Below are 25,584 nucleotides of genomic sequence, written 5' to 3'. Positions count from 1 at the left end.
ATGACGCCTCTTCGTTATCATGCGGATGTCGAGCATATCGAACCTGATGAGCCGCAGCATGCTGTCGATCGCCCGAAAGACCTATGCGGATACGAAACCGTGTTCAAGCAAACGGTGATCGAGCCCTTCAATGCCGAATTGCAGCGCTCGTCCTGCGCGTGTGTTCATCGAGGTCGTGCTGCCGGCATGCACGACGGGTATTTTCTCGTCCGCATTGTTCGCCTTCGTCATCTCGCTCAACGAATTCGTGATGGCGCTGTTCCTGACGGATCGCATCAATGATGCTCACCGGCTCGGTTTTGATTGGCCTGCTGGCAATCGCGATTACGCGAATGCGTCGCCGCCAGTGGATCGGCTGACGTCGCACGCAAATTGCAAGCGCCATTCCATACGAAATATATGAGGTGGATTGAAGGTTCGAAACCCTTCAAGACCTTCGTGTTGACCGACACCGGTCGGGGCGGGGTGCTGCTGTGCTCTAGCTGAGAACGGAGATCGTGTTGCGGCCGATGACGGTGAAGTCGATCTCAACGCCGAGGCCCGGAGCCTCAGGGACTCGCGCCATGCCATTGGCATCAATCTCGATGTCGTTGATCAGCCCGAATTTCTGCACTTCGTCGGGGAGGATGACCTCGAAGAATTCCGAATTGCGGATGCCGCACATCACATGGAGATTGGCGACGTTGTTGAGTGAATTTCCGCCATGATGGATTTCGTACGTCATCTGGAAGCCCTCCGCGAGATGTGCCGTCTTCATGCAAGCCGTGATCCCGCCCTTCACCGCAACGTCTCCGCGAAGGTAGTCGGTCGCCTGGCTCATGATCCATGGGGCATAGGCGTGAAAGCCCCCGGACGAAAACTCGGTTGCAAGGATTGGAATGTCTAGCTTCTGGCGAAGCTTGGCATAGTTATAGATGTCGTCTTCCGCGAGCGGATCCTCGAACCAATAGAACCCGAGCTCCTCGATCGCCCTGCCTACACGCAGGGCCTCTGTATAGGTGTACATCCAGGTCGAATCGAGCATAAGCCGGTAGTCGTTGCCGACGGCCTTGCGAACCGCCTTGCAAACTTCGATGTCGCGTTGCCAGCCCTTGCGCGGCGGATGGATCTTGTATGCATGAAAACCACGTGCCTTGGTTTCCAGCGCTTCCTGTACATAGGCCTCAACGCTTTCGTGGCCCGGAGAGCTCGCATAGGCCGGCACCAACTGCCGGTACCCTCCTATTAGCCGGTAGATCGGTAGTCCGGCAATCTTGCCCGCAAGATCCCAGAGTGCGACATCGATGGCGCCGATGCAGCGCCAGGTCGTTGAGCGAAACCGCTTGCAGATCTGCTGATGCAACACTTCCCTGTCGAGCGGATCGCGGCCAAGAAGGATAGGCTTGAGGGTTTGAATGAGGGAGAGGGCATCCAGTTCGGACGACTTTGTGATCGAGCCCAGAAAAGCATGTCCCTCCAAGCCTTCATCGGTCGTCACCGTCACGAGGCCGAGCATCGATTTGCCTGTGGTGGGGGAGTTGTGCGGTCCGAATGAGAGGCTGCGGATATTCGCTTGCTCGAACTGGGTGACGGTTACGTCGACGATCTTCATGCTCTTGCCTCGGTATCGTCCATTTAAGCCGCTTGCCAAGCAATATCCGCCGGCGGGGCAATCCCGACGGCTTCCGCTGCCGTGATGATGTCGGACCATGACTTGCGATCGATCGGCACACCGTGCGCCTTGCGGTCGATGGTCGTTGTCGCCTCGATATCGCCCGGCAGAAGGACGGAGCTGTTGTCGCCGGAACGGACCCAGCCAATGAACTGCTCGGTTTCCCTCGAAAGCGTGTCAGCCGTGCCGAGCCGCTCCGGCGAGATGATGATGGACAACATGCAGTTGATCGTGTTGTTGCGCTTCTTCGGGCCGGATTGGGTGCGTCCGCCGGTGAGTGCGGCGCCGAGAAGTTCGCATGCGAGCGACAGTCCCCAACCCTTGTGATCCCCGAAGGGGAGCAGAATGCCTTTGGGCATGCCGAACAGGACGGACGGATCGGTCGTCGGTTCGCCCTCAGCTGTCAGAAGTGCTCCCGGTGGCAGCGGCTTGCCTTGGTTCATCGCGACACGGACCTTGCCGACCGCGAGCTTGCTCGTGGCGAAATCAAGCACGACAGGGCGCTGGCCATCCCGCGGAATGCCGACGGAAAAAGGATTGGTGCCGACGCGCGCCGCAACGCCGCCGAAGGGCGCAACCGACGGATCGCTGACCACATTTACGAAATGGACCGAAACGAGCCCGGCTTCCGCGCATTGCTCGGCCCAATGGCCGATGCGTCCGACATGGTGGCTATTGCGCAATCCGACGAGTGCCACCCCCTCCTGCTGCGCTTTGGCGATGCCGATATTCATCGCATCATAGGCCATCACCTGACCGAAACCTCCGTTGCCATCCAGGATGGCAAAAGTATCGGTTTCGAGCACCGTGGTCAGCGTCTGGTTGATCAGCAGTTCGTCGGCGCGCAGATTGCGGATATAAACCGGAATAGAGCCGACACCGTGGGAATCGTGCCCTCGCAAATTCGAATCGACGAGATGGCGGGCGATCAGTCCCGCCTCCCGTTGGCTGGAACCGGCGGCAAGAAAAATCTCGACGACGAAATCGTGTAGCTTCCCGTCGTCGACGAGAATCGGCTGTGCGCCCACGGCACCACTCCTTGGAAAATCGGCCCGCGGCCCGGCATTTACGCTGCAATGGCTGCGGCTACAGTGTATGCCGCAGCCGCAGCAATCCCTTTAATCGACCGTGACACCGGCCAGATAGGGAGCCTCAATCGGTGAGAACTGCAAGCCGGATACGTTGGAGCGAGCCGCATAGACGATTTTCAGGTCGCCCCAAAAGATGCCCACCGCATCGTCCCAAATTACCTTGGTCGCCTCGGCGTAGAGTTCCTTGCGCTTGCCCTGGTCGCTCTCGGCCTTGGCGGCCAGCAGCAGCTTGTCGAGGTCAAGGTTGGTGTAATTCATTTCCTTGTTCTCGGAGTAATAAAGCCGGCCTACCGTATAATCTGCATCTAGCGTCAGCGCTGGATTGGACGACAGCACCATGTCCCAGTTCATTTCGCGGAAATTCTGGGTGAAGATTGCCCGCTCCTGTTCCAGCGGCCGCACCTTCACGCCGATCGCATCCCAGTAAGACACGAAGATCTGCCCGAAATCGGAAATGCCGGGAAAGAAGTTCTGGCCAAACAGTAGACTGGTCTGAAAGCCCTGCGGGAAACCGGCCTCGGCGAGCAGCGCTTTCGCCTTCTCGGGATCGTAGGCATAGGGCTGCAGCGGCGTGAAGCCGAACACGGTTTCAGGTATGACATTGCGTGCCGGCGTCCCTGTTTCTGGTTTCAGGTCGCGCAGGACCATTTCGACATCGATCGCATGCCACATGGCCTGGCGGACGCGCGGATCGTCGAATGGCTTGCGGGCGGCGTTGAACCACGTGTAGCCGTAGGTCGCGCTTGGAACGATATCCACCTTTACGGTGGGCTCGGACCGCAGCGTCGATACCTCGTCGTCCGAGAATGCCCAGGCGATGTCGACTTCGCCGTTGAGGATCGCCGTAACGCGCGCCGTCTGCTCGGGAATGTTGACGAATTGAAGGCCGTCGATCTTCGGCTTTTCACCCCAATAGTCCGGATTTGTGGTCACGGTCAGGCTGTCGCCGGGCGAAAAGTCGCCGATCTTGAATGGCCCGGTGCCGGGCAGGATGACGCCGGCACCATATTCTTCCGGTCCCTTGGCGTCGATGACCTCGGACGGCGCGATGGACAGGAACGACGTGATGCGAAGGAACGGACCCACTGGGTTCTTCAGCCGGATGATCGCCGTCAGCGGATCCGGCGTCTCGACGCTCTCCAGCACCTTCCATTGGCTGGCGAGGCCGCCCTTGGCACGGGACAGTCGCTCAGCCGAGGCCTTGATGTCGGTGGAATCGAAAGCGCTTCCGTCATGGAACTTGACGCCCGGGCGTAGCTTGAACTCCCAGGTTTTGTTATCGATCTGCTTCCAGCTTTCGGCAAGCACGCCGACCGGCTCATCGCCATCGAACCTCACCAGTGTTTCAAAGACCTGTCGTGCGACGAGTACGGATTCCCGCAGCAGGGCATTCGGTCCGTGCGGATCGATATCGATGATATTGCGCGGCGGTGATACTTTCAGTGTCTGCGCGAAGGCAGTCGTCGAAAGCAGAACTGCCGCCAAGGCGACCAGAATTCTCCTCATTTCATCCTCCCGATGAATTCGCTCCCCTTTTAAGGTGGCGAGATCCAATAAAAAGAGTTGTCATTCACATGTCAATAACAAAGCCAAATTTGGTTGATATTTGTAATTTTCAATGGTAGCGACAGACAAACAGTGCACGGCAGTCAGCCGGAATATGACACGCAAGATGTCCGAGACGGCTTTCGCAGGGCATTTTTGTCAACAAAAATAGCAATTTTATTACAAATCGGAGATGTAATGGGAGGAGATTTCTCGGTTCTTCAGGTGGGAGAGTTTCAGGACCATGTCGTCGAAGGACTGCGCAAGCGTTTTGTGCTGCTAGAAGCGCCACTTGCGGCGAACCTAGGCGCAATCCGGGCGATCGCAACGACGGGCAAGGTGGAGATCGGGCGACAGATGATCTCGCGCCTGCCCCGCCTGGAAATCATCTCCTGCCTTGGCGCCGGTTGCGAGGGCGTCGATCTGGAGGCCGCTGCGGAGCGCGACATCGAGGTCACAACCACATCGAGGGTCCTGGCCGCCGACGTCGCGGATATCGCCATGGGGCTGATCCTGACCATGGCGCGGGATCTGGCCGGAGCCGATCGCTTCGTCCGCGCAGGCCATTGGACGGCGGGGCGTTATCCGCTTGGGACCACCCTTGGCGGCGCCTGGCTCGGCATCGTCGGATTGGGAAATATCGGCAGCGCATTGGCGCGGCGGGCCGAGGCCTTCGACATGAAGATCGCCTATCACACCCGTTCGCCGCGCCGGGAATTATCGTGGCATCATATGGCCGATCTGACCGCGATGGCGCGGCAATGCCGCTTTCTCGCATTGTGCTGCCCCGGTGGCCCGGCGACCCACCGGCTCGTATCCGCCGATATATTGCGGGCACTCGGGCCGGATGGATACCTGATCAATGTGGCGCGCGGGTCGGTCGTGGACGAGGCGGCGCTCGTTGAGGCCTTGGAAACAGGGGGCATCGCGGCTGCGGGGCTCGACGTTTTCCAGGACGAGCCCAGGCCTCATCCCGGCCTGATCGCCAGCCCACGCGCCGTGCTGCTGCCGCATATCGGCAGCGCCACCCTCGAAACGCGACAGCGGATGGCGGTGGCGATGATCGAGGCGATCGAACGCCGTGCGGCACGCTGAACTCAGCCCTCGTCGGTCACGGGAATCTTGTTGATCATGTATTCGTAGGCGCTTTGAATGTGATAGCGCATGTATTCGCGGGCGTCCTCGGCCTGCCGTCGCTCGATCAGCCGGAGGATTTCCCGGTGTTCGCCATTGATCCGGGTCCGATGCGCCACCGGATCGTCGGCCTTCGTGGCACTGCACAGCCTCAGATAGACTTGGAAACCGCGCTGCGAGACGATCGTTTGAATAGAATGTTCGAGAAACGGGTTGTCGGCCGCGAGCACCACGAAATGGTGGAAATCGAAGGCTTCCAGCGGTTGCTGGCTTTTCGTTGGAAACGTATGCGTCGGCGGATAGACGCATTCGCTGATCCGTTCGAGCGAGGCAGGACTGTGCCTAAGCGCCGCCAGATAGGCCGCTTCGCTCTCGATCAGCAGGCGGAATTCGAAGCAGCGCTGCAGATCCCTGACACTGCTGCCCTGCAACAACTGCATGCTGTTTACGGCAGGCGGCGCTGGCTCGTGGATCACCACGGTTCCGGAGCCCTGGACGGATCGCACGAGCCCTTTTTCCCGCAGCTTTGCGATTGCCGTCCGCACGACCGGGCGTGAAACCTGAAAGTGCTGTGTCAACTCGTTCTCGGTCGGCAACTTGCCATCCAACGGAATGCGACCCTCTTCGATCCAGCTCAGCAACGAGCGATATACGGATTCACTTCGGCTGATGCCGCCATCGGGCAGGGCCGGATTTATGGGGTAAGAGCTTTCGATCGATTCCAAGGGCATGCAACGTCTCCACTCCATCGAAACTAGCACATCCCGCACAAATTTCGCAAGACATCTACCAAATCGTGACAAATGCGTTGACAATGTGCCCTTAATGGGCAATTTGGCTGTAATTTGTAAAGACGAAGGGGTGGGCGGCTCATGAAAAAAATCGACGTAAAGGACCTGCGCAGTCAGCGCTGGTACAACGCTCCCGCTATGCGCACCTTCAACCATCGCTCCCGCACTTTTCAGATCGGCTATTCGAAATCTGACTTCGAGAACAAGCCCGTCATCGCCATCGTCAACACCTGGAGCGACTTCAACCAATGTCACTCGCATTTCAAGCAGCGGGTGGAGGAGGTCAAACGCGGTGTCTGGCAGGCTGGCGGTTTCCCGATCGAGGTGCCGGCGATCTCGCTGAGCGAGCCGATGATGAAGCCCTCGACCATGCTATATCGCAACCTGCTGGCGATGGAGACGGAAGAGGTGCTGCGCGCCCACCCCGTCGATGGGGCGGTCCTGATGGGCGGTTGCGACAAGACGACGCCGGGCCTGCTGATGGGCGCGTTCAGCATGAACGTTCCCTGCATATTCGCTCCCGCGGGGCCGATGCTCAACGCCCGCTGGCGCGGCCACACGCTTGGCAGTGGCAGCGACAACTGGAAATTCTGGGACGAGAAGCGTGCCGGCAACATCACCGATCGCCAGTGGCAGGAGATGGAGGAATCGATCGCCAGATCGCCGGGCCATTGCATGACGATGGGCACCGCCTCCACCATGACCAGCGCTGCCGAGGCGCTTGGCGTGACGCTTCCGGGTGCTGCCTCTATTCCTGCTGCGGATTCGAACCATTCCCGCATGGCTTCGGATTCGGGACGGCGCATCGTCGACATGGTCTGGGAGGACATGCGTCCGTCGAGCTTCATCGACATGAAGTCCTTCGAAAACGCCGTGTCCGTTATTATGGCGCTCGGCGGTTCCACCAATGCGATCATCCACCTGATCGCCTTGGCGCGGCGGCTCTCCATTCCGCTCGACCTCGATATCTTCGACCGGATCTCGCGACGGATACCGGTGATCGCCAACCTCAGGCCATCGGGGAAGTTCCTGATGGAGGACTTCTATTATGCCGGGGGGCTGCGGGCACTGATCCGCAACATGCTGAGCCTGCTCAATGCCGAGAGCCTCACCGCAAACGGCCACTCTCTGGCGGACAATGTGTCGGACGCGGATGTTTTCGATGCGGACGTCATCCGCACCCTGGACAATCCGATCCTCGCTGAAGGTGGGCTTGTGGTGGTCAAGGGTACGCTGGCGCCCAACGGTGCCGTGCTGAAACCCGCGGCCGCCTCGCCGCATCTGATGAAGCATCGCGGGCGGGCCGTGACGTTTGAGAGCCGCGACGACCTGGCGAAACGGATCGACGACCCGGATCTCGATATCACCGAAAACGATGTGATCGTGCTCAAGGGGGCAGGGCCGGTGGGCGCACCGGGCATGCCCGAATGGGGCGCGTTGCCGATCCCGAAGAAACTGTTGAAGCAGGGCGTGCGCGACATGCTGCGCATCTCTGATTCCCGCATGAGCGGCACCAGTTTCGGTGCATGCGTGCTGCATGTTTCTCCAGAAGCGGCGCGTGGCGGCCCGCTTGCGTTGGTGGAAGACGGCGACGTGATTGAACTGGACGTCGCCGAGCGGCGGCTCGACCTGCTCGTTCCGGAAGAGGAACTGGCGCGGCGGCGGGCACTGTGGCGCGAACCGCCTGCCTATTACTCGCGCGGTTACGGCGCGATGTTCGCCAACCACGTGATGTCGGCCGATCAAGGCTGCGACTTCGACTTCCTGATCCCCGCCGGCGAGACGCCGGAACCCAAGATCTACTGACGGCCAAGCGGAGCCATCGAATGACAACGACGGATATGGATATTATCGACCGCCTCAAGCGCTGCGGTACGGCGACGCTGGCGACCATTCTCAACAAGCGAGGCCTGAACCGGGTCTTCATGTATGGCGTGACGCCACTTCCCGGTTCGCGGCCGCGTATGGTCGGACGCGCCTTCACCATGCGCTCCGTGCCGGTTCGCGAAGACAAGCTGGCCGAGGACAAGGCCCTTAACCCACGCGCCAACCTGCAGCGGCGGGTGACGGAGGAATGCGGGGTCGGCGAGGTGCTGGTGATCGACTGCCGGGGCGATGCCACCGGCGCAAGCGGCGGCATGATGCTGTTCGAACGCATGCGGCTGCGCGGCTGCGCCGGCGTCGTCTCGGACGGCGGCGTGCGCGACGCGTGGGAAATCGCGGATTCGGGTTTTCCCGTCTATGCTAAGGCGGTCTGCCCGCCCAACAGCATGGTGGCGCATCGCTTCTACGAGTTGAACGTCGCTATCGGCTGCGGCGGTGTGGCGGTCTATCCCGGTGACTTCATCGTCGGTGATCCGGACGGTGTTATCGTCGTGCCGCAGGAGATTGCCGACGAGGTCTCCCGCCAGTCCCTCGAATACGAGGAGCAGGAGGAGTTCATCCTGCGCAAGATCAGAGGCGGCGCGGCGATCTACGGTACCTACCCGCTCGAAGGGGAAGGCCTGGCGGAATATGAGGCCGAACGCGCGGCACGCGGCAAAAGCTGATGTATAACGGCCCTGATCCTACACTGCCGCCGCTTTCGGCGCGGCGGCCGTCGACCCATGAGGAAGGTGATGCTCCAGTGAACGACAACGCATCCGCGCCGGCCCACGGGACCGCCGACAAGCTCCTCTCTGTCCGAGACCTTTCAATTACCGCAGGCGGCCTCACGTTGGTCGACGGCGTAAGCTTTGATTTGGAGCCGGGCACGACCACGGCACTCGTGGGAGAATCGGGCAGCGGCAAGAGCCTGACGGCGCAGGCGATCCTCGGTCTGCTGAATCCAGAGATCTATTCGGTTTCCGGCACTGCGCTGACCTTTCAGGGAAAGCCGCTGCATTTCGGCGGACGCCAGGCGCCGGCCGGTTTCAGCGGTCGGCTTACCGGCTTCGTGATGCAGGATCCTTCGTCGGCGCTTGACCCGACGATGACGGTCGGACGGCAGATCGCCGAAATGTTCATCGTCCATCGCGGCCTCGGCATGCGGGCCGCATTGCGCGAGGCCGCACGTATGCTCGACTTCGTGCGCATACCCGATGCGACGGCGCGGATAGGCGACTATCCCCACCAGTTTTCCGGCGGCATGAAGCAGCGCGTTTTGATCGCCATGGCGGTCGCCCTGTCACCGCGCCTGCTGGTGGCCGACGAACCCACCACGGCGCTGGACGTAACCGTGCAGGCGGAGATCCTGACGCTGATCGACGATCTGCGCGCCGAACTCGACATGACGGTGCTGATCATCACCCACGACTTTGGGGTTGTCTATCAGTGTGCCGACCGTACGCTGGTGATGTATGCCGGAAAGCTGGTCGAAGGCGGCGAGACGTTGCAGGTGACCGAGAGCGGGCGCCATCCCTACACCCGCGGGCTGATCGACTCCATTCCGGATATCGATGACCTCGATCGCCCCGTCGTCGCCATACCCGGGCAGCCGCCGCGCGCCGGCAGGAACTGGAGCGACAGCTGCGCCTTCCATACCCGCTGCAGCTGGAAGGCGGAACGCTGTCTGACCCATACGCCTGAAATGGAGAGCCTCGCCAATGGCGCGACGGTTCGCTGTTTCGAATGGCGCCGCGCTATCTCGGAGGCACGGGCATGACGGCAATATTGGAAACCGAGAGGCTGATCTTCGGATATCCAAGCCGGCGGACAGCGGCATCGTCGGAACCCGTGATCAAGGCGCTGGACGACGTGAGCCTCGCGGTCGAGCCGGGCCGCGTGCTCGGTATCGTCGGTGAATCCGGTAGCGGCAAGAGTACGCTGCTGCGCACGATCGTCGGCCTCAACGGCAGCGGTTATACCGGCAGCGTACGTTTCCGCGGCCAGACGGTCGACCATTCGGCGAGCAAAGCCAGCCTCGCGCCGTTCAGGGCCGCCGTGCAGATGATCTTCCAGGATCCGGGCGGCAGCCTCAATCCCTTCAAGACCATCCGCCACACCCTGTCGGCAGCTCTCGACAGCGTGCCGGCCACCGCGCCGATGACGGATCGGCTCGCCGCATTGCTCGACAGGGTGGGTATGAACGAGACCGCGCTCGACAGGCGCCCATCGGAATTCTCGGGCGGGCAGCTGCAACGCCTTGCGATCGCGCGGGCGCTCGCCTCCAACCCCTCTGTACTGCTTTGCGATGAACCGACATCGGCGCTCGACGTGTCCATCCAGGCGCAGATCCTCGGCCTGTTTGCCGCATTGAAACACGAAGGCAGCGCCTTCGTGTTCGTCACCCACAATCTCGGCGTGCTCGGCCATGTCGCCGATACGATCGCCGTGATGTTTCGTGGCCGCGTCGTCGAGGTGGGGCCGGCGCGCGAGATTATCAACAATCCGCAGCAGCCCTATACCGCGGCGCTGATTGCAGCATCCCCGCGTCTCAAGAATCGCGGGGCATTGATGGAAAATGCGCGACGGCGGCTGGGTTTGGTCACGACGGCAGCGGAGGCCCGGACATGATCGGTTTCATCGGCTCGCGTTTCTTCAACGCCGCGATTACCCTGGTCGCGGCGGTGATCGCGACCTTCCTGATGATCCGCGTCGCCCCCGGTGATCCGGTCCTGGTACTGCTCGGCGATCTCGCATCGCCCGAACAGATCGCAGCTGCCCGGATCGAATACGGGCTCGACCGGCCGATTTACGAGCAATTGTTCATCTACCTGGGCAAGGCCTTCACGCTCGATTTCGGCAATTCGATCATCCAGGGCCGCGCCGCCGTCGATATCGTAATACAGCGCATGACGGCGACGCTGACGCTCGGCGCCGTGACCTTCGCGCTGGTGTTGGCGCTTGCCCTACCGCTCGGGCTGCTTTCCGCCCTCTATCGTGACCGGCTGTTCGACCGGGCGACGTCCAACAGCTCGCTCGTGGTGCTGGGCATTCCCGACTTCTGGCTGGGTCTCGTCTTCATCCTGGTTTTCGCACGCTGGCTGCAGATTTTGCCGAGTTCAGGCTGGCTCTCCACCACGTCCATCATATTGCCGGCTGCTACGCTGGCGCTGCCACTCGTGGCGGTCAACATGCGCCTGCTGCGCAACGAAGCGATCGGTGTGCTCGATTCGAACATGGTCAAGATCCTGCGCGCCAAGGGCATCCCGACGCGGCGCATCGTCACCCATCATGTCCTGCGCAACGCGCTCTTGCCGGTGCTGACCGTCGGCGGCGTACAATTCGGCCACCTGCTCGGCGGCGCCGTCATCGTCGAAACCGTGTTCGGATGGCCCGGCCTCGGCAAGGAGCTGATCGCGGCGATCAGCTATCGCGACTATGCCGTGGTGCAGGCCTGCATCTTCGTCATGACGTTTCTCGTCGTGGCCATTAATCTTGTGGTCGATTTCAGCTACCGTCTGATCGACCCGCGTCTGAGACGGGGCTAATCATGGCAGCGACCAAATCCATCGCGCGCACGTTCGGCAACGGGCTTGCCTTCACCGAGATGCTGGCAATCGGCTTCGTGATGCTGTTCTTCCTGGCAGGTCTGTGCGGCCCCTATCTGATCGATTTCAATCCTGTCGCGACCGATACCGCGGCGAGGCTCAAGCCACCGATGACCCAGCTGGCCGATGGCAGCATCGCCTGGTTCGGCACCGATGCGGTCGGCCGCGACGTCGCCAAGCAGGTGCTCTACGGCGCCCGGGTCTCGCTGCTGGTCGGCTTCACCGCGGCGGCGTTGGCAGCCGCATTCGGCGTCATTGTCGGCGTCTGGGCGGGATGGGCCGGCGGCCGCACCGAACAGGCGCTGATGCGCTTCGTCGATATCCAGCTTGCCTTTCCCTCCATCCTCATCGCCGTGTTTCTGGCGGCTTTCATCCAGCCCAGTCTGCTGTCGGTCATCCTGATCCTTGCGGTGACCCGCTGGGCGGTGGTCGCCCGTGTCGCCCGGGCCATCACTGCGCGCGCCCTGACCAAGAGCTATGTCGAGGCCGCCATCATTTCAGGTGAAAGCACGTGGCGGATCGTGCGCGACTGCATTCTTCCAAACATCTGGATACCCTTGCTCATACTGATGTCGGCCGAACTCAGCCTGATCATCCTTGCCGAAGCCTCGCTTGGCTTCCTCGGTCTTGGTACGCCGGTCGATGTGCCGTCATGGGGACGCATCATTTCCTCGGGCCGCAACCACCTCGCCAATGCGTGGTGGATCGCAACCATGCCCGGACTGGTCATCGTCGTCGTCGTGGTCTCGATCGGCGTGACCGGCGAGGTCTTGCGCCGCAGGCTCGGCAAGGGCGTCAGCGCCGCTCTCTGAAACCGACTGGAACAGACCCGTGATCTACGACTACTGCATCATAGGCGGCGGCATCGTCGGCCTGGCCACAGCCATGAAATTGCTGGAACGCCGGCCCGGCGCCAGCCTGCTGCTGCTGGAGAAGGAAGCGCGCGTCGCGAGCCACCAGACGGGGCACAATAGCGGCGTTATCCATGCCGGCATCTACTATGCGCCCGGCAGCCTGAAGGCGAAGCTCTGCACCGCAGGCGCCCGCGCCACGCGGGAGTTCTGCACGACGCACGATATTCCCTTCGATCTCTGCGGCAAGCTGATCGTCGCCACCAATTCGGTGGAGATGCGAAGGATCGACGCGCTTTACGAACGCGCGGCGGCCAATGGGCTGAAGCTCGAGCGCGTCGGCAGTTCGGATCTGCGGGCACTCGAGCCCAACATTGCCGGCGACGGCGCGCTGCTCAGTCCCGAAACCGGTATCGTCGACTATAGGCTGATCTCGCAAAAGATGGCGGAACTGCTCGTCGCGGCCGGCGCCAGCCTCCGTTGTAATACAAAAGTCGACCATATCGCCGAGGACGAATCTGCCGTCACCATCGGCGCTGGTGGCAATACCTGGCGCGCGCGACGGCTGGTGGCCTGTACCGGACTGCAATCCGACCGGCTCGCGCGGCTTGCCGGCGCGAAAGTCGGCTTCCGCATCGTGCCGTTCCGCGGTGAGTATTTCCGTCTGCCGTCGGACAAGAGCGACCTCGTGCGTCACCTGATCTATCCGGCACCGGACCCCGATCTGCCCTTCCTCGGCATTCACCTGACCCGCATGATCGACGGCAGCATCACGGTGGGGCCGAATGCCGTTCTCGGCCTGTCACGCGAAGGCTACCCGAAACTCTCGTTCAATCTGCGCGATGCGTTCGATCTCGCCTCATTCGGCGGCTTCTGGAAACTGGTCGCCGGCAACCGCAAGCACGCCTTGTCAGAACTCCGAAACTCGCTGTGGAAGCGCGGCTATCTCGAGGAATGCCGCAAATACTGCCCCAGCCTGATGCTCGACGACCTCCAGCCATATGAGGCAGGGATACGCGCGCAGGCCGTTACCCCGAAGGGAGAGGCAATCCACGATTTCCTCTTCGTGAAAACGCCGAGAACCCTTCATGTCTGCAACGCCCCGTCGCCAGCGGCGACCTCGGCTTTGCCGATCGGAGAAATGATCGCGGTAGAATGCCTGGAGAAAGTTTGAAGACACGTGACCACAAAACGTCGCCAAGTACTCTGGCCATAGCCAACCTCCGTCAAAGCGGGCTTCGAGATGCCCTTCGCCACTGCGTCGTTTTCACTCAGCAGAAAAATTTCCTCCGAATAACGAGATGTTTCCTGTAAGGAACATAATTCGCAGGGAGATCACGATGACCGACAAGAACGAGAAGGATGGGCAGAAGCTGGCCATCTTGTCCCAGGATCCGCATCGGGTTCGCGAGCCCCGGGAAAACAATCTGGAGATGGCGATAGGACACGAGGTTCGCACCTATCGCAAGGCGCTCGGCATCACGGTCACCGACCTTGCCGCCGCGACGGGCATTTCCGTGGGCATGCTGTCGAAGATCGAAAACGGCAATATCTCGCCCTCGCTGACCACGCTGCAAGCGCTGACCAGAGCGCTCGGCGTGCCGCTCACGGCGTTCTTTCGCCGGTTCGAGGAGCCGCACAACGCGACATTCGTCAAAGCCGGAGAAGGCGTGAACATCGAGCGGCGCGGGACGCGCGCGGGACATCAGTACAGCCTGCTCGGTCACATCGCCAACAATACCAGCGGTGTCACGGTCGAGCCCTATCTCATAACGCTGACGACCGAGTCCGATGTCTTCCCGACCTTCCAGCATGAGGGCATGGAGTTCCTCCACATGCTGGAGGGCGAAGTGGTCTATCGCCACGGCGATCAGCTCTACACCATGCAGCCGGGTGACAGCCTGTTCTTCGATGCCGATTCACCGCACGGGCCGCAGGAACTGGTTCGTCTGCCGGCGCGTTACCTGTCGATCATCAGCTACCCGCAAAAGCGGAGCCAAACCGCCTGATTTTTCTCTTGGGGGAATTTAAAGCCGCACGGACGGTCTATCGCGCCGTTCTCGCGTCCACACCAAACTCAAGGCTCATCTGGATAAGCTCGTCCCACAGGCTTTCGGCAAAGCCGCGCAACACCAGAAGCTCGAAACTTTCCGGGCCCGTCCGGGTGATCAGCGCCGAGATATGGCCGATCAGCGTCATGGCGGACTGGCCGGTGGGGAAGTTGGCAATGTCGAGATCGACGGCCGTGCCTTTGGCAAGGACGGTCTCGACCGCCCGTCCACTGATGCCGATGCGGATACGGCCGTGGCCCTGATCGGCAATGGAGGCCCTGCCGTCCAGAAGCGGCGTCCTGCCGAAAATTTCCGCGGCGGAAAGCGGCGCGTCGCCGACGACGAACCATTGTCCGGGGCCGTAGGGGCGCACCGCATGGAGGGTGCCGTCGCCGAGCTGCGGGATCAGGTCGTGCAGGTCGCCGCTGCCGCGCGCGGCCAGAACCTGCAGGACATGCCCTTCCGGCAGGGCGGTGAGCACGATCCGCGTACCGGTTGAAGGAGCGCCGAACGAACCGGATTTGGCGCTGGCAAGGGCAGGGCGGTGAAGGAGCGCAAAATCAACCATGGAGCTTTCCGTTTTCCGGATCGAAGAAGACCGGACTGCAAAGCACGGCCTTGGTGTACTCGTTTTTCAGGTCGTTCCAGACGGTGACATGCTCGCCGTGGCGTTTCGGGCCATGCTTGACGAGTGCCAGGCCGATGGTCGAGCCGAGGTTGGGCGAGTAGCAACTGGAGGAGACATAGCCCTGGTCGTTTTCGAGCGACGGAACGACGCCGTCCGAGAGGATATGCGAGCCGGTCTTGAAGCTCGTCGCCGGATCGAGCGGTTTGACGCCGACGAGCGACAGCCGGTCATCCGCTGTCAGGCCCTCGCGCGACAGCATCGCCTTGCCGATGAAGTCGGGCTTGGTCGTGGACACCATTTTGGCAAAGCCCAGATCGGCGGGGATGACGGTGCCGTTGATTTCGGAATGGGTGACATGGCCCTTCTCGATGCGCATCACCCCCAGCGCCTCGACGCCATAGGGGCAGATGCCATGCGGCTTGCCGGCCTCCATGATGGCATCGGCGATCGCCTCGCCGTAACCGGCGGGAACGGCCAGTTCGTAGGCGAGTTCCCCGGAAAACGAGATGCGGAACAGCCGGCCTGTCAGCCTGCCGCCGCAGAGCGACACTTCCGTTGCGCCGAGGAACGGGAAGGCCGCGTCGGAAATATCCTCGTCCACCAGCGTTTGCAGGATCATGCGGGATTTCGGTCCGGCAACCGCGATCTGTGCCCATTGGTCGGTGGAGGAGGCGAACTGCACGTCGAGATCGGGCCACAGCGCCTGGGCGCAGAATTCCAGATGGTTCATGACGCCGGCCGCGTAAGCCGTGGTCGTCGTCATGAAGTAATGGGTTTCGCCAAGACGGCTCGTCGTACCGTCGTCGTAGATCATCCCGTCTTCGCGCAGCATCAGGCCGTAGCGTGCCTTGCCGACCGGCAGCTTCAGGAAGGCGTTGCAATAGACCCGGTTGAGGAATTCGGCGGCGTCCTTGCCGAAGATTTCGATCTTGCCGAGCGTGGAGACGTCGCAGATGCCGGCATTCTTGCGGACATCGAGCACTTCGCGATCGACGCTTTCGCGCCAGGTCGTTTCGCCCGCTTTCGGGAACCAGGAGGAACGATACCAGAGGCCCGTTTCGACGAAAACGGCGCCATTCTTCTTTGCCCAGTCATGCAGCGGCGATTTGCGCACCGGCTGGAAGTGCTTGCCCTTGGAGGCACCGGTCAGGGCGCCGAAGGAGAGGGGCGTGTAGAACGGGCGGAACGTTGTGGTCCCGACATCGGCCGGCGAGATTTTTCGCGCTTCGGCGAGAATGCCGATGGCGTTGATGTTCGACAGCTTGCCCTGGTCGGTTGCCATGCCGTTGGTGGTATAACGCTTGGCAAGCTCGACATGGCCATAGCCTTCGCTGACGGCGAGACCGAGATCCTTGAGGTGCACGTCGTTCTGGTAGTCGACGAAGGCCTTGCCCTTCGATCCGTGGACCCGCCAGAGCGGCCTGGAGACGGTTGTCGTGTCGGCTTTTTCGGCGAATGCGGCGCTGGCCTTCGAGAAGCCGAGCGCCTGCAGAGCCGATGCGGCTTTTCCAGCTCCGTCTGCAAGGCAGGCGTCGATGCTGCCAATGCCTGCGGCAGCACCAGCGACAGTCAAGCCTTCCTGAAAGTCCGGCGCAAGGAACGCGGCCTTGGCGTCGGACCAGACCGGTTTTGCGCCGCGATGGCAGGCGAGATGGATGATCGGGCTCCAGCCGCCGGACATGCCGAGCGCATCCGCCGCGATGGTTTCCGTGCGGCCGTTGCTCAGCACGGTGACACCCTTGAGGCTCCTGCCGCCATTGGCATCGACAACCACGGCGCCGGGCAGGATGCGCGCCTTGCCGGACCAGGTGCGGGCGGCATCCGGGCGGCTGTCGACGATGGCCGCGACGTCGAGGCCGGCCGCTTCCAGATCGGCGGCGGTCGCGTAGCCGGAGGCATCGTTGGTGAAGATGACCGTGCTCTTTCCGGGCGCAATCGCTTGCCGGCCGAGATACGAGCGCATGGCGCCTGCCATCATCACGCCGGGAATATCGTTGCCGCCGAACACCAGCGGGCGCTCTTCGGCGCCGGAGGCGAGGATCGCCTGTTTGGCGGCGATGCGCCAGATGCGCTCGACCGGCCGGTTCGGGTCCACTGTGGCCGTGTTCTTCTGCACGCTCTCGACGGCGCCGAAGACATTGCCGTCGTACCAGCCGAAGACCGTCGTCCGGGAGAAAACACGGACATTCGGCATATCCGCCAGTTCGGCCAGCGTCTGGGCCAGCACGTCGCCTGCGGATTTTCCACCGACAGGCGCGGATTGTGACAGCAGCGAACCGCCGGGTTCAAAACCTTCATCGGCAAGAACGACACGGGCACCGGCGCGGCCTGCGGTCAGGGCGGCGGCGAGACCGGCTGGGCCTGCGCCGATCACCAGAAGGTCGCAATGCGCCCAGCATTTTTCGTAGGCGTCGGGATCGGGCTCATAGGTTGCGCGGCCGAGGCCCGCCGCCTTGCGGATGATCGGCTCGTAGACCTTTTCCCAGAAGGCCGCCGGCCACATGAAGGTCTTGTAGTAGAAGCCGGCGCCGAGGAAGGGCGAAAGCAGGCTGTTGATGGCGCCGAGGTCGAAATCGACCGACGGCCAGCGGTTCTGGCTTTTTGCCGTGAGGCCGCCGTAAAGCTCGACCAGCGTGGCGCGGGTATTGGCTTCGGTGCGTCCGCCTTCGCCGATCGTCACCAGCGCATTGGGTTCGGCGGCACCCGCCGTCAGGATGCCGCGCGGGCGATGGTACTTGAAGCTGCGGCCGACGAGCTGGCGGCCGTTTGCCAGAAGCGCGGAGGCGAGCGTGTCGCCGGCAAAACCCCGCATCGGCTTGCCGTCGAAGGTGAAATCGAGCGGCTTGGCGCGATCGATGCGGCCGCCCCGGGAAAGACGATAGGACGTCATGCGGTCGCTCCCTCGGCACTGGCATCCGATACGGCATGGATTGCGTGGGTCATCGTATCGCGCTCGACCACCAGCCAGCGGCGGCAGCCGGATGTGTGGTGCCAATGTTCCCTGTGGCGCCCGCGCGGATTGTCGCGCAGGTAGACGTAGGCGTGCCAGGCATCCCCGCCGGCATCCGGCGCCGGGCGGGTTATGCCGGCATCGCCGCGAACGGTGAATTCTTCCTTGGGGCGCGGCCCGCAATGGGGGCAGGCGATCAGGCTGGCCATGTGAATTCCTCAGTGAAGATTGGGCCTCAATGCAGATTGGGTTGCGAGCCGACGCCCTTTTCATCGATCATCCGGCCGCGCGCGAAGCGGTCGAGCCTGAAGGCGCGGCCGGTCTCGTGCGGTTCGTTCCTGGCGATCAGATGGGCGTAGCAGAAGCCGGAAGCGGGCGTGGCCTTGAAGCCGCCGTAACACCAGCCGGCGTTCAGGTAGAGATTGTCGATCGGCGTGCGGTCGATGATCGGCGAGCCATCCATGCTCATGTCCATTACGCCGCCCCAGGAGCGAAGCACCCGGACACGCGACAGCGCCGGGATCATCGCGACGCCGGCCTCGGCGACATGCTCGACCGTCGCGAGGTTGCCGCGCTGAGCATAGGAATTGTAGCCGTCGATATCGCCGCCGAAGACGAGGCCGCCCTTGTCGGACTGGGAGACATAGAAGTGGCCGGCGCCGAAGGTGACGACATTGTCGATGAACGGCTTCAGCCCCTCGGAGACGAAAGCCTGCAACACATGGCTTTCGATCGGCAGTTTCAGGTCGACCATGTCGGCAACCACGGTGGAATTGCCGGCCGCCGCAAGGGCCAGCTTACCGCAGCCGATGAAGCCCTGGCTGGTCTCGACACCGGTGACGCGGCCGTTCTCCCGGCGGATGCCGGTGACTTCGCAATTCTGGATGATATCGACCCCCCAGCTGTCGGCACCACGGGCATAGCCCCAGGCGACGGCGTCATGACGCACGGTGCCGCCGCGCTTCTGCATCAGCGCGCCCTGGATCGGGAAGCGGGCATTGTCGAAATCGAGGAAGGGCAGCATTTCGCGCACCGCAGCGCGGTCGAGCAGGTCGGCATCGACGCCGTGCAGCCGCATCGCGTTGCCGCGTCGCGTATAGGCGTCGCGCTGGGCGTCGGAATGGTAGAGATTGAGCACACCGCGCTGGGAAACCATGGCGTTGAAGTTGAAATCCTGCTCCAGCCCCTCCCAGAGCTTCATCGACAGCTCGTAGAACGGGTTGTTGCCCTGAAGCAGGTAATTGGAGCGGATGATCGTGGTGTTGCGGCCGACATTGCCGGAGCCGATGTAACCCTTTTCCAGCACCGCCACATTGGTAACGCCGAATTCCTTGGCAAGGTAATAGGCCGTTGCAAGACCATGTCCGCCGCCGCCGATGATGACCACGTCATAGTGGTTCTTCGGAACCGGGTTGCGCCACGCCGGCGCCCAGCCCTTGTTGCCGCGCAGGGCGTTCAGGAAAACGGAAAAGGCAGAATAGCGCATGGCAAGGACATCCCGGTGGAGTGTGTCGATCATGACAGGATTGCGTTTCAGCACTTGCAGAAAGGAGACGCTTTCAGCCATGATTGAGCCATGGCCACAGATGACCTGAAAAACGTCCAGAAGATCGGCTTCATCCTGATTCCGGGATTTGCGCTGATGTCCTATGCATCGGCGGTGGAGCCGCTGCGGGCAGCCAATCTTCTGGCTGGCCGGGATATTTATGCGCTGTCGGCGCATGTCGTCGAGGGGAATGCCGGAATGACATCGTCCGGCATTCCCGTTCCCGCCACGCCGCTGCCGAGTCGTGGCTCCGGTTTCCACACCGTCTTCGTCTGCGCCGGCGGTACACCGGTCGACTGGAACGTGCCGGCCGTTCTGGCATGCCTTCGCCAGCTTGCCCGCGACGGCGTGCGCATCGGCGGCATTTCCGGCGGTCCCTATCTCATGGCGGCGGCGGGATTGCTGGAGGATCGCGATTTCACCATCCACTGGGAGCATGCGCCGGCCCTGGTGGAGGCTTTTCCCCGCCTTGCTCCCCGTCAGGCGCGGTATGTCCTTGACGGCAACCGCCTTACTTGCGGCGGCGGCGTGGCGCCGCTCGACATGATGCACGCGCTGATCTCGGAGCGCATGGGTTCGGATTTCGCCCGCCGGGTGAGCGACTGGTATCTCCATACCCAGGTGGAAAGCTCCGGCGCACCCCAGCGGGCGTCACTGGCGGAACGTTACAGGGTCAATCATCCGGGCTTGCTGGCAGTGCTAGAGAAGATGGAAGCGACGATCGAAGCGCCGCTCGACCGGCACGCCATGGCCAAACTGGCCGGGGTTTCGCCGCGTCATCTTGATCGTCTTTTTTCCAGCCAGATGGGTTCATCCTTCCTGCGTGAGTACCGGAAGCTGCGGCTGGATCACGCCCGGCGCCTGTTGCAGCAAAGCCCGCTTTCCATCTCCGAAATTGCGTTCGCCACCGGATTTTCCAGCGCCGGCCATTTCGCGAGGACCTACCGTGCGGCGTTCGGCGAGCCACCGCGTGCGCACCGGCAGTCCACAGTGCCGATCGCGTCGATTTAATTGCTTTAAAGGAAAATAACTTTCCTCGGAGTTGAAATCAAAAATCGCACCTGTTATCCATCTTTCATCAACGAAACGAAGGATCGTCCCCATGTGCGGAATTGTCGGATTGTTTTTGAAGGACAAGAGCCTGGAGCCGCAATTGGGTGCCATGCTGTCGGATATGCTGGTCATCATGACCGACCGCGGGCCCGATAGCGCCGGCATCGCCATCTACGGTGCGGCTTCGGACGGCCGCGCGAAAATCACCGTTCAATCGGCAGACCCCAAGCAGGATTTTGCCGGGCTTGAAGCGCTGTTGAAGCCGGCGGATTCGAGCGTTGCCGTGGAGCTGAAAAGCACCCACGCGGTCATCGAAGCCAGCGCCGACAAGGCTCTGGCGGTGCGTGACCTGCTGGCCGAGGCGCGGCCGGAAATCCGGGTCATGGGCTCGGGCGACAGCGTCGAGATCTACAAGGAAGTCGGGCTGCCGAAGGACGTGGTCTCCCGCTTCGGCATTCGCCAGATGGCTGGCACGCATGGCATCGGCCATACCCGCATGGCAACGGAATCGGCCGTCACCACGCTTGGCGCCCATCCGTTCTCGACCGGTGCCGACCAGTGCCTGGTGCACAACGGTTCGCTCTCCAACCACAACAACCTGCGCCGGGAGCTTGTGCGCGAAGGCATGACCTTCGAGACGCAGAACGACAGCGAGGTCGCCGCCGCCTATCTGACGGCCGAGATGGCCAAGGGCAAGGATCTCGGGCAGGCGCTGACCAGCGCGCTCGATGATCTCGACGGTTTCTTCACCTTCGTCGTCGGCACGAAGTCCGGCTTCGGCGTTGTGCGCGATCCGATCGCCTGCAAGCCGGCCGTGATGGCCGAAACGGACCAGTACATCGCCTTCGGCTCCGAATACCGCGCACTCGTCAACCTGCCGGGCATCGAGAATGCCCGCGTCTGGGAGCCGGAGCCGGCCACCGTATATTTCTGGGATCATGAGAAGGCGGCCTAACCGTGGATGTCAGCGTCAAACGAGAAAGTCTGGAAGCGATGCGCGTATTCGACCTTGCCAAAACGCCGTTGCGTGAACTGAACAGCGCGCTTCACGCCATCGCCCCCGGCACCAATGATACGAACTTCGAAGTCGTCAATCCGCGCGGCAGTCATTCCGTCGCCGTTGGCATCGATCAGCCGGTCACCGTCGAGGTGCGCGGCAGCGTCGGTTATTACTGCGCCGGCATGAACGATGGCGGCGCCGTGACCGTCCATGGTTCCGCCGGCCCCGGTGTCGCGGAAAACATGATGTCGGGAACGGTCGTCATCGAGGGTGACGCGTCGCAATATGCCGGTGCGACGGGCCGCGGCGGCCTCCTGGTCATCAAGGGCAACGCCGCCTCGCGCTGCGGCATCTCGATGAAGGGCATCGATATCGTCGTTCACGGCAATATCGGGCACATGTCCGCCTTCATGGGGCAGTCCGGCCATCTGGTGGTGCTGGGCGACGCCGGTGATGCACTGGGAGATTCGCTTTACGAGGCCAAGCTTTTCGTGCGCGGCGAGGTCAAGAGCCTCGGCGCCGACTGCATCCAGAAGGAGATGAAGCCGAAGCACATCAAGCTGCTGGCAGAACTTCTGGAAAAGGCCGGTGTTTCCGGCGTCGCTCCGGAAGAATTCAAGCGCTACGGCTCGGCTCGCACGCTCTACAATTTCAACATCGACAACGCTGATGCGTACTAAGGCAGGGAGCCGTTCATGAGCTATCACAACCCCTATACCCCGCCGCGCAAGTCAGCGACCTTCGATGATTACACGCTTGCCGAAATCCGCCGCGCGGCGGCAACCGGCATCTATGATATCAGAGGCGCCGGCACCAAGCGAAAGGTTCCGCATTTCGACGACCTGTTGTTCCTCGGCGCCTCGATCTCGCGCTATCCGCTCGAAGGCTACCGCGAGAAATGCGACACTTCCGTCGTGCTCGGCGCGCGCCACGCCAAGAAGCCGATCATCCTCAAGACGCCGATCACCATCGCCGGCATGAGCTTCGGTGCGCTCTCGGGCAATGCCAAGGAAGCGCTCGGACGCGGAGCCACCATCGCCGGGACATCGACCACCACCGGTGACGGCGGCATGACGGACGAGGAGCGTGGCCATAGCCAGACGCTGGTCTACCAGTATCTGCCGTCGCGCTACGGCATGAACCCGAAGGACCTGCGCCGCGCCGATGCCATCGAGATCGTCGTCGGCCAGGGCGCCAAGCCCGGCGGCGGCGGCATGCTGCTCGGCCAGAAGATTTCCGACCGCGTCGCCAACATGCGCAACCTGCCCAAGGGCATCGACCAGCGCTCGGCCTGCCGTCATCCGGACTGGACCGGCCCGGACGATCTCGAAATCAAGATCATGGAGCTGCGCGAAATCACCGACTGGGAAAAACCGATCTATGTGAAGGTCGGCGGCGCGCGTCCCTATTATGACACGGCGCTTGCCGTGAAGGCGGGCGCCGACGTCGTCGTGCTCGACGGCATGCAGGGCGGCACGGCGGCGACGCAGGATGTGTTCATCGAGAATGTCGGCATGCCGACGCTGGCCTGCATCCGCCCCGCCGTCCAGGCGCTGCAGGATCTCGGCATGCATCGCAAGGTGCAACTGATCATCTCCGGCGGCATCCGTTCGGGCGCCGATGTGGCCAAGGCTTTGGCGCTGGGTGCCGACGCGGTTGCCATCGGTACGGCAGCGCTGGTCGCCATCGGCGATAACGATCCGCACTGGGAAGAGGAATACCAGAAGCTCGGAACGACGGCCGGCGCCTATGACGACTGGCATGAAGGCAAGGATCCGGCCGGCATCACCACGCAGGACCCGGAGCTTTCCAGGCGTCTCGATCCGGTGGCCGCCGGGCGCCGTCTCGCCAACTATCTGAAGGTGATGACGCTCGAGGCACAGACCATCGCGCGCGCCTGCGGCAAGAACCATCTGCACAATCTGGAGCCGGAGGACCTTGTCGCCCTGACGATCGAGGCATCCGCCATGGCGCAGGTGCCGCTTGCAGGCACCAGCTGGGTCCCCGGCAAGGGAGGCTTCTAACCCTAAAAAACTTCGGCCGTCGTCTGATCTCCCAAGCCAGCGGCGGCCATTTTCATGAAAAAGTGTCTGAATAATCCAAAGGGGAACACAGTGACACTCGATCTTGCTACCTTTGCCAAGGACCGTGGCATCAAATATTTCATGATCAGCTTTACCGACCTGTTCGGCGGCCAGCGGGCAAAGCTTGTCCCGGCCGAGGCGATCGCCGACATGCAGAAGGACGGTGCGGGCTTTGCGGGTTTTGCCACCTGGCTCGATCTGACGCCCGCCCATCCCGATCTCTTTGCGCTGCCGGATGCGTCTTCGGCCATCCAGCTGCCGTGGAAGAAGGATGTCGCCTGGGTCGCCGCCGATTGCGTGATGGACGACCAGCCGGTCGACCAAGCGCCGCGCGTCATGCTGAAACGGTTGATCGCCGAAGCCGCCAGGGAGGGCCTTCGCGTCAAGACCGGCGTCGAGCCGGAATTCTTCCTGATCTCGCCGGATGGCGGCAAGATTTCCGACGAGTTCGATACGGCTGAAAAGCCCTGCTACGACCAGCAGGCCGTCATGCGCCGTTACGACGTGATCGCCGAGATCTGCGACTATATGCTCGAACTGGGCTGGAAGCCCTACCAGAACGACCACGAGGATGCGAACGGCCAGTTCGAGATGAACTGGGAATATGACGACGCGCTGCAGACCGCCGACAAACATTCCTTCTTCAAGTTCATGGTGAAGTCGGTCGCCGAGAAACACGGTCTTCGCGCCACTTTCATGCCCAAACCTTTCAAGGGCCTGACCGGTAACGGCTGCCACGCCCATATCTCCGTCTGGGATCTGGAAGGCCGGACCAATGCCTTTGCCGACAAGGACATGCCGTTCGGCCTGTCGGCCAAAGGCAAGACCTTTCTCGGCGGGATCATGACACATGCCTCGGCGCTTGCCGCAGTGACCAATCCGACGGTCAATTCCTACAAGCGCATCAACGCGCCGCGCACGATTTCCGGGGCGACCTGGGCGCCGAACACGGTGACGTGGACGGGCAACAACCGCACGCACATGGTCCGCGTTCCGGGTCCGGGACGGTTCGAACTGCGCCTGCCGGATGGCGCCGTCAATCCGTACCTGCTGCAGGCGATCATCATCGCGGCCGGCCTCAACGGCATCCGCAAGAACGCCGATCCCGGCCGCCACTACGACATCGACATGTACAAGGAAGGCCATACCGTCACCGACGCGCCGCGCCTGCCCTTGAACCTGCTCGATGCGCTGCGGGAATACGACAAGGACGAGGAATTGAAGGCCACGCTCGGCAAGGATTTCTCCAGCGCCTACCTGAAGCTCAAGCATCAGGAATGGAATGCCTACACGTCGCATTTCACGGAATGGGAGCGGCAGACGACGCTCGATATCTGAGGACGATCGTTTCGGAAAGAGACGCCAGTTCTCCAATCGTTTGACCGGGAAAGAACCGATGAAAAGCCACGTCCTGACCGTATCCTGCCAATCGACCCGCGGCATCGTCGCCGCGATCACCGGCTACCTCGCCGAAAAGGGGTGTTATATTTCCGACAGTTCGCAGTTCGACGACCTGGTGACGGGCCTGTTCTTCATGCGCCTCACCTTCCTCAGCCAGGAAGGCGTGTCGGAAGAGGACATCAAGGCGGGCTTCGCGCCGGTCGCCAAGACGTTCGCGATGACGTACCGCTTCAACGACAGCGACGAGCGCATGAAGGTGCTGCTCATGGTGTCGCGCTTCGGCCATTGCCTGAACGACCTGCTCTACCGCTGGAAGATCGGCGCGCTGCCGATCGAC

The 25,584-nt window shown here is 62.2% G+C and carries 23 protein-coding genes and 1 pseudogene; 16 read left to right on the top strand and 8 right to left on the bottom strand.

What is annotated here, in order from left to right; translation table 11 throughout:
• On the top strand, nt 1-282 hold the full coding sequence (locus VGN93_RS09930; protein ID WP_327507368.1) for a hypothetical protein: 282 nt from the start codon (nt 1-3) through the stop codon (nt 280-282).
• A gap of 196 nt (nt 283-478) precedes the next feature.
• Here the strand turns inward: VGN93_RS09930 and VGN93_RS09925 are convergent, their stop codons facing one another.
• The 3 genes from VGN93_RS09925 to VGN93_RS09915 all read right to left on the bottom strand — a co-directional run bounded on the left by VGN93_RS09925 (nt 479) and on the right by VGN93_RS09915 (nt 4,296).
• The gene (locus VGN93_RS09925) at nt 479-1,591 is read right to left on the bottom strand and encodes an enolase C-terminal domain-like protein (RefSeq protein WP_327507367.1); all 1,113 of its coding nucleotides are present in this window, start codon (nt 1,589-1,591) and stop codon (nt 479-481) included.
• Between the two features lie 23 nt (nt 1,592-1,614).
• Nucleotides 1,615-2,679 carry a malate/lactate/ureidoglycolate dehydrogenase gene (locus VGN93_RS09920; protein WP_327507366.1) on the bottom strand — a complete coding sequence of 355 codons (1,065 nt, stop codon included), beginning with the start codon at nt 2,677-2,679 and terminating at the stop codon, nt 1,615-1,617.
• A gap of 90 nt (nt 2,680-2,769) precedes the next feature.
• On the bottom strand, nt 2,770-4,296 hold the full coding sequence (locus VGN93_RS09915; RefSeq protein WP_327507365.1) for an ABC transporter substrate-binding protein: 1,527 nt from the start codon (nt 4,294-4,296) through the stop codon (nt 2,770-2,772).
• A gap of 189 nt (nt 4,297-4,485) precedes the next feature.
• Here VGN93_RS09915 and VGN93_RS09910 point away from each other — a divergent pair, with 189 nt between their 5' ends.
• On the top strand, nt 4,486-5,382 hold the full coding sequence (locus VGN93_RS09910) for a 2-hydroxyacid dehydrogenase (RefSeq protein WP_327507364.1): 897 nt from the start codon (nt 4,486-4,488) through the stop codon (nt 5,380-5,382).
• A gap of 2 nt (nt 5,383-5,384) precedes the next feature.
• Here VGN93_RS09910 and VGN93_RS09905 read toward each other — a convergent pair whose 3' ends face one another.
• Nucleotides 5,385-6,152 carry a FadR/GntR family transcriptional regulator gene (locus VGN93_RS09905; RefSeq protein WP_327507363.1) on the bottom strand — a complete coding sequence of 256 codons (768 nt, stop codon included), beginning with the start codon at nt 6,150-6,152 and terminating at the stop codon, nt 5,385-5,387.
• A 141-nt stretch (nt 6,153-6,293) separates the two neighbouring features.
• On the opposite strand from VGN93_RS09905, the gene araD reads away from it, so the two are divergent.
• The 8 genes from araD (at nt 6,294) to VGN93_RS09865 (ending at nt 14,543) form a co-directional block, all read left to right on the top strand.
• The gene (gene araD, locus VGN93_RS09900) at nt 6,294-8,018 is read left to right on the top strand and encodes an L-arabinonate dehydratase (RefSeq protein WP_327507362.1); all 1,725 of its coding nucleotides are present in this window, start codon (nt 6,294-6,296) and stop codon (nt 8,016-8,018) included.
• Nucleotides 8,019-8,038: 20 nt separating this feature from the next.
• Nucleotides 8,039-8,761, top strand: coding sequence for a ribonuclease activity regulator RraA (locus VGN93_RS09895; protein WP_327507361.1), 723 nt, complete (start codon nt 8,039-8,041; stop codon nt 8,759-8,761).
• A gap of 77 nt (nt 8,762-8,838) precedes the next feature.
• On the top strand, nt 8,839-9,855 hold the full coding sequence (locus VGN93_RS09890) for an ABC transporter ATP-binding protein (protein ID WP_327507360.1): 1,017 nt from the start codon (nt 8,839-8,841) through the stop codon (nt 9,853-9,855).
• On the top strand, nt 9,852-10,706 hold the full coding sequence (locus VGN93_RS09885) for an ABC transporter ATP-binding protein (RefSeq protein WP_327507359.1): 855 nt from the start codon (nt 9,852-9,854) through the stop codon (nt 10,704-10,706). The genes VGN93_RS09890 and VGN93_RS09885 overlap by 4 nt, the downstream gene beginning before the upstream one ends.
• Nucleotides 10,703-11,623 (top strand): ABC transporter permease, encoded by a 921-nt coding sequence (locus tag VGN93_RS09880; RefSeq protein ID WP_327507358.1) that lies wholly within the window; start codon nt 10,703-10,705, stop codon nt 11,621-11,623. Before VGN93_RS09885 ends, VGN93_RS09880 begins: the two co-directional genes overlap by 4 nt.
• Before the next feature lie 2 nt (nt 11,624-11,625).
• Nucleotides 11,626-12,495, top strand: a complete 870-nt coding sequence (locus tag VGN93_RS09875) for an ABC transporter permease (RefSeq protein WP_319314952.1) — start codon at nt 11,626-11,628, stop codon at nt 12,493-12,495.
• Between the two features lie 22 nt (nt 12,496-12,517).
• On the top strand, nt 12,518-13,708 hold the full coding sequence (gene lhgO, locus VGN93_RS09870) for an L-2-hydroxyglutarate oxidase (RefSeq protein WP_319315659.1): 1,191 nt from the start codon (nt 12,518-12,520) through the stop codon (nt 13,706-13,708).
• Between the two features lie 166 nt (nt 13,709-13,874).
• Entirely contained in the window at nt 13,875-14,543 is a 669-nt protein-coding gene (locus VGN93_RS09865) for an XRE family transcriptional regulator (protein WP_319314955.1), read from the top strand.
• Nucleotides 14,544-14,580: 37 nt separating this feature from the next.
• Here VGN93_RS09865 and VGN93_RS09860 read toward each other — a convergent pair whose 3' ends face one another.
• The 4 genes from VGN93_RS09860 to VGN93_RS09845 are packed head-to-tail and all read right to left on the bottom strand — an operon-like array spanning nt 14,581 to nt 19,649.
• Nucleotides 14,581-15,153 carry a sarcosine oxidase subunit gamma family protein gene (locus VGN93_RS09860; RefSeq protein WP_319314959.1) on the bottom strand — a complete coding sequence of 191 codons (573 nt, stop codon included), beginning with the start codon at nt 15,151-15,153 and terminating at the stop codon, nt 14,581-14,583.
• Nucleotides 15,146-18,103 carry a sarcosine oxidase subunit alpha family protein gene (locus VGN93_RS09855; protein WP_319314962.1) on the bottom strand — a complete coding sequence of 986 codons (2,958 nt, stop codon included), beginning with the start codon at nt 18,101-18,103 and terminating at the stop codon, nt 15,146-15,148. Before VGN93_RS09855 ends, VGN93_RS09860 begins: the two co-directional genes overlap by 8 nt.
• Entirely contained in the window at nt 18,100-18,372 is a 273-nt protein-coding gene (locus VGN93_RS09850) for a sarcosine oxidase subunit delta family protein (protein ID WP_319314965.1), read from the bottom strand. Before VGN93_RS09850 ends, VGN93_RS09855 begins: the two co-directional genes overlap by 4 nt.
• A gap of 26 nt (nt 18,373-18,398) precedes the next feature.
• Nucleotides 18,399-19,649: a sarcosine oxidase subunit beta family protein gene (locus VGN93_RS09845; RefSeq protein ID WP_319315662.1), complete on the bottom strand. Its 1,251-nt coding sequence runs from the start codon at nt 19,647-19,649 to the stop codon at nt 18,399-18,401.
• 90 nt (nt 19,650-19,739) lie between these two features.
• On the opposite strand from VGN93_RS09845, the gene VGN93_RS09840 reads away from it, so the two are divergent.
• The 6 genes and pseudogenes from VGN93_RS09840 to purU all read left to right on the top strand — a co-directional run.
• Nucleotides 19,740-20,720: a GlxA family transcriptional regulator gene (locus tag VGN93_RS09840; RefSeq protein WP_319314968.1), complete on the top strand. Its 981-nt coding sequence runs from the start codon at nt 19,740-19,742 to the stop codon at nt 20,718-20,720.
• Nucleotides 20,721-20,811: 91 nt separating this feature from the next.
• Nucleotides 20,812-21,717 (top strand): glutamine amidotransferase family protein, encoded by a 906-nt coding sequence (locus VGN93_RS09835; RefSeq protein ID WP_319314971.1) that lies wholly within the window; start codon nt 20,812-20,814, stop codon nt 21,715-21,717.
• A gap of 38 nt (nt 21,718-21,755) precedes the next feature.
• Complete coding sequence (locus VGN93_RS09830; protein ID WP_319314974.1) at nt 21,756-22,442, top strand: GXGXG domain-containing protein; 687 nt, start codon at nt 21,756-21,758, stop codon at nt 22,440-22,442.
• A 15-nt stretch (nt 22,443-22,457) separates the two neighbouring features.
• Complete coding sequence (locus tag VGN93_RS09825; protein ID WP_319314977.1) at nt 22,458-23,786, top strand: FMN-binding glutamate synthase family protein; 1,329 nt, start codon at nt 22,458-22,460, stop codon at nt 23,784-23,786.
• A 90-nt stretch (nt 23,787-23,876) separates the two neighbouring features.
• Entirely contained in the window at nt 23,877-25,184 is a 1,308-nt protein-coding gene (gene glnT, locus VGN93_RS09820; RefSeq protein ID WP_319314980.1) for a type III glutamate--ammonia ligase, read from the top strand.
• Between the two features lie 58 nt (nt 25,185-25,242).
• Nucleotides 25,243-25,584 (top strand): annotated as a pseudogene (gene purU / locus VGN93_RS09815) (formyltetrahydrofolate deformylase); the annotation flags it as partial.

Origin of the sequence: Shinella sp. (assembly GCF_035998705.1) — a bacterium.
Taxonomy (GTDB): Bacteria; Pseudomonadota; Alphaproteobacteria; order Rhizobiales; family Rhizobiaceae; genus Shinella.
The sequence above is the reverse complement of the archived record's forward strand: the minus strand, read 5'-3'. Positions and strand labels throughout refer to the sequence as shown.

Excerpts from the sequence above, each read along its gene's own strand:
- VGN93_RS09930 (WP_327507368.1), top strand. The coding sequence starts at position 1 with ATGACGCCTCTTCGTTATCATGCGGATGTCGAGCATATCGAACCTGAT.
- VGN93_RS09925 (WP_327507367.1), bottom strand. The coding sequence starts at position 1,591 with ATGAAGATCGTCGACGTAACCGTCACCCAGTTCGAGCAAGCGAATATC.
- VGN93_RS09910 (WP_327507364.1), top strand. The coding sequence starts at position 4,486 with ATGGGAGGAGATTTCTCGGTTCTTCAGGTGGGAGAGTTTCAGGACCAT.
- VGN93_RS09905 (WP_327507363.1), bottom strand. The coding sequence starts at position 6,152 with ATGCCCTTGGAATCGATCGAAAGCTCTTACCCCATAAATCCGGCCCTG.
- araD (WP_327507362.1), top strand. The coding sequence starts at position 6,294 with ATGAAAAAAATCGACGTAAAGGACCTGCGCAGTCAGCGCTGGTACAAC.
- VGN93_RS09895 (WP_327507361.1), top strand. The coding sequence starts at position 8,039 with ATGACAACGACGGATATGGATATTATCGACCGCCTCAAGCGCTGCGGT.
- VGN93_RS09885 (WP_327507359.1), top strand. The coding sequence starts at position 9,852 with ATGACGGCAATATTGGAAACCGAGAGGCTGATCTTCGGATATCCAAGC.
- VGN93_RS09880 (WP_327507358.1), top strand. The coding sequence starts at position 10,703 with ATGATCGGTTTCATCGGCTCGCGTTTCTTCAACGCCGCGATTACCCTG.
- VGN93_RS09875 (WP_319314952.1), top strand. The coding sequence starts at position 11,626 with ATGGCAGCGACCAAATCCATCGCGCGCACGTTCGGCAACGGGCTTGCC.
- VGN93_RS09865 (WP_319314955.1), top strand. The coding sequence starts at position 13,875 with ATGACCGACAAGAACGAGAAGGATGGGCAGAAGCTGGCCATCTTGTCC.
- VGN93_RS09860 (WP_319314959.1), bottom strand. The coding sequence starts at position 15,153 with ATGGTTGATTTTGCGCTCCTTCACCGCCCTGCCCTTGCCAGCGCCAAA.
- VGN93_RS09855 (WP_319314962.1), bottom strand. The coding sequence starts at position 18,103 with ATGACGTCCTATCGTCTTTCCCGGGGCGGCCGCATCGATCGCGCCAAG.
- VGN93_RS09850 (WP_319314965.1), bottom strand. The coding sequence starts at position 18,372 with ATGGCCAGCCTGATCGCCTGCCCCCATTGCGGGCCGCGCCCCAAGGAA.
- VGN93_RS09845 (WP_319315662.1), bottom strand. The coding sequence starts at position 19,649 with ATGCGCTATTCTGCCTTTTCCGTTTTCCTGAACGCCCTGCGCGGCAAC.
- VGN93_RS09840 (WP_319314968.1), top strand. The coding sequence starts at position 19,740 with ATGGCCACAGATGACCTGAAAAACGTCCAGAAGATCGGCTTCATCCTG.
- VGN93_RS09835 (WP_319314971.1), top strand. The coding sequence starts at position 20,812 with ATGTGCGGAATTGTCGGATTGTTTTTGAAGGACAAGAGCCTGGAGCCG.
- VGN93_RS09830 (WP_319314974.1), top strand. The coding sequence starts at position 21,756 with ATGCGCGTATTCGACCTTGCCAAAACGCCGTTGCGTGAACTGAACAGC.
- VGN93_RS09825 (WP_319314977.1), top strand. The coding sequence starts at position 22,458 with ATGAGCTATCACAACCCCTATACCCCGCCGCGCAAGTCAGCGACCTTC.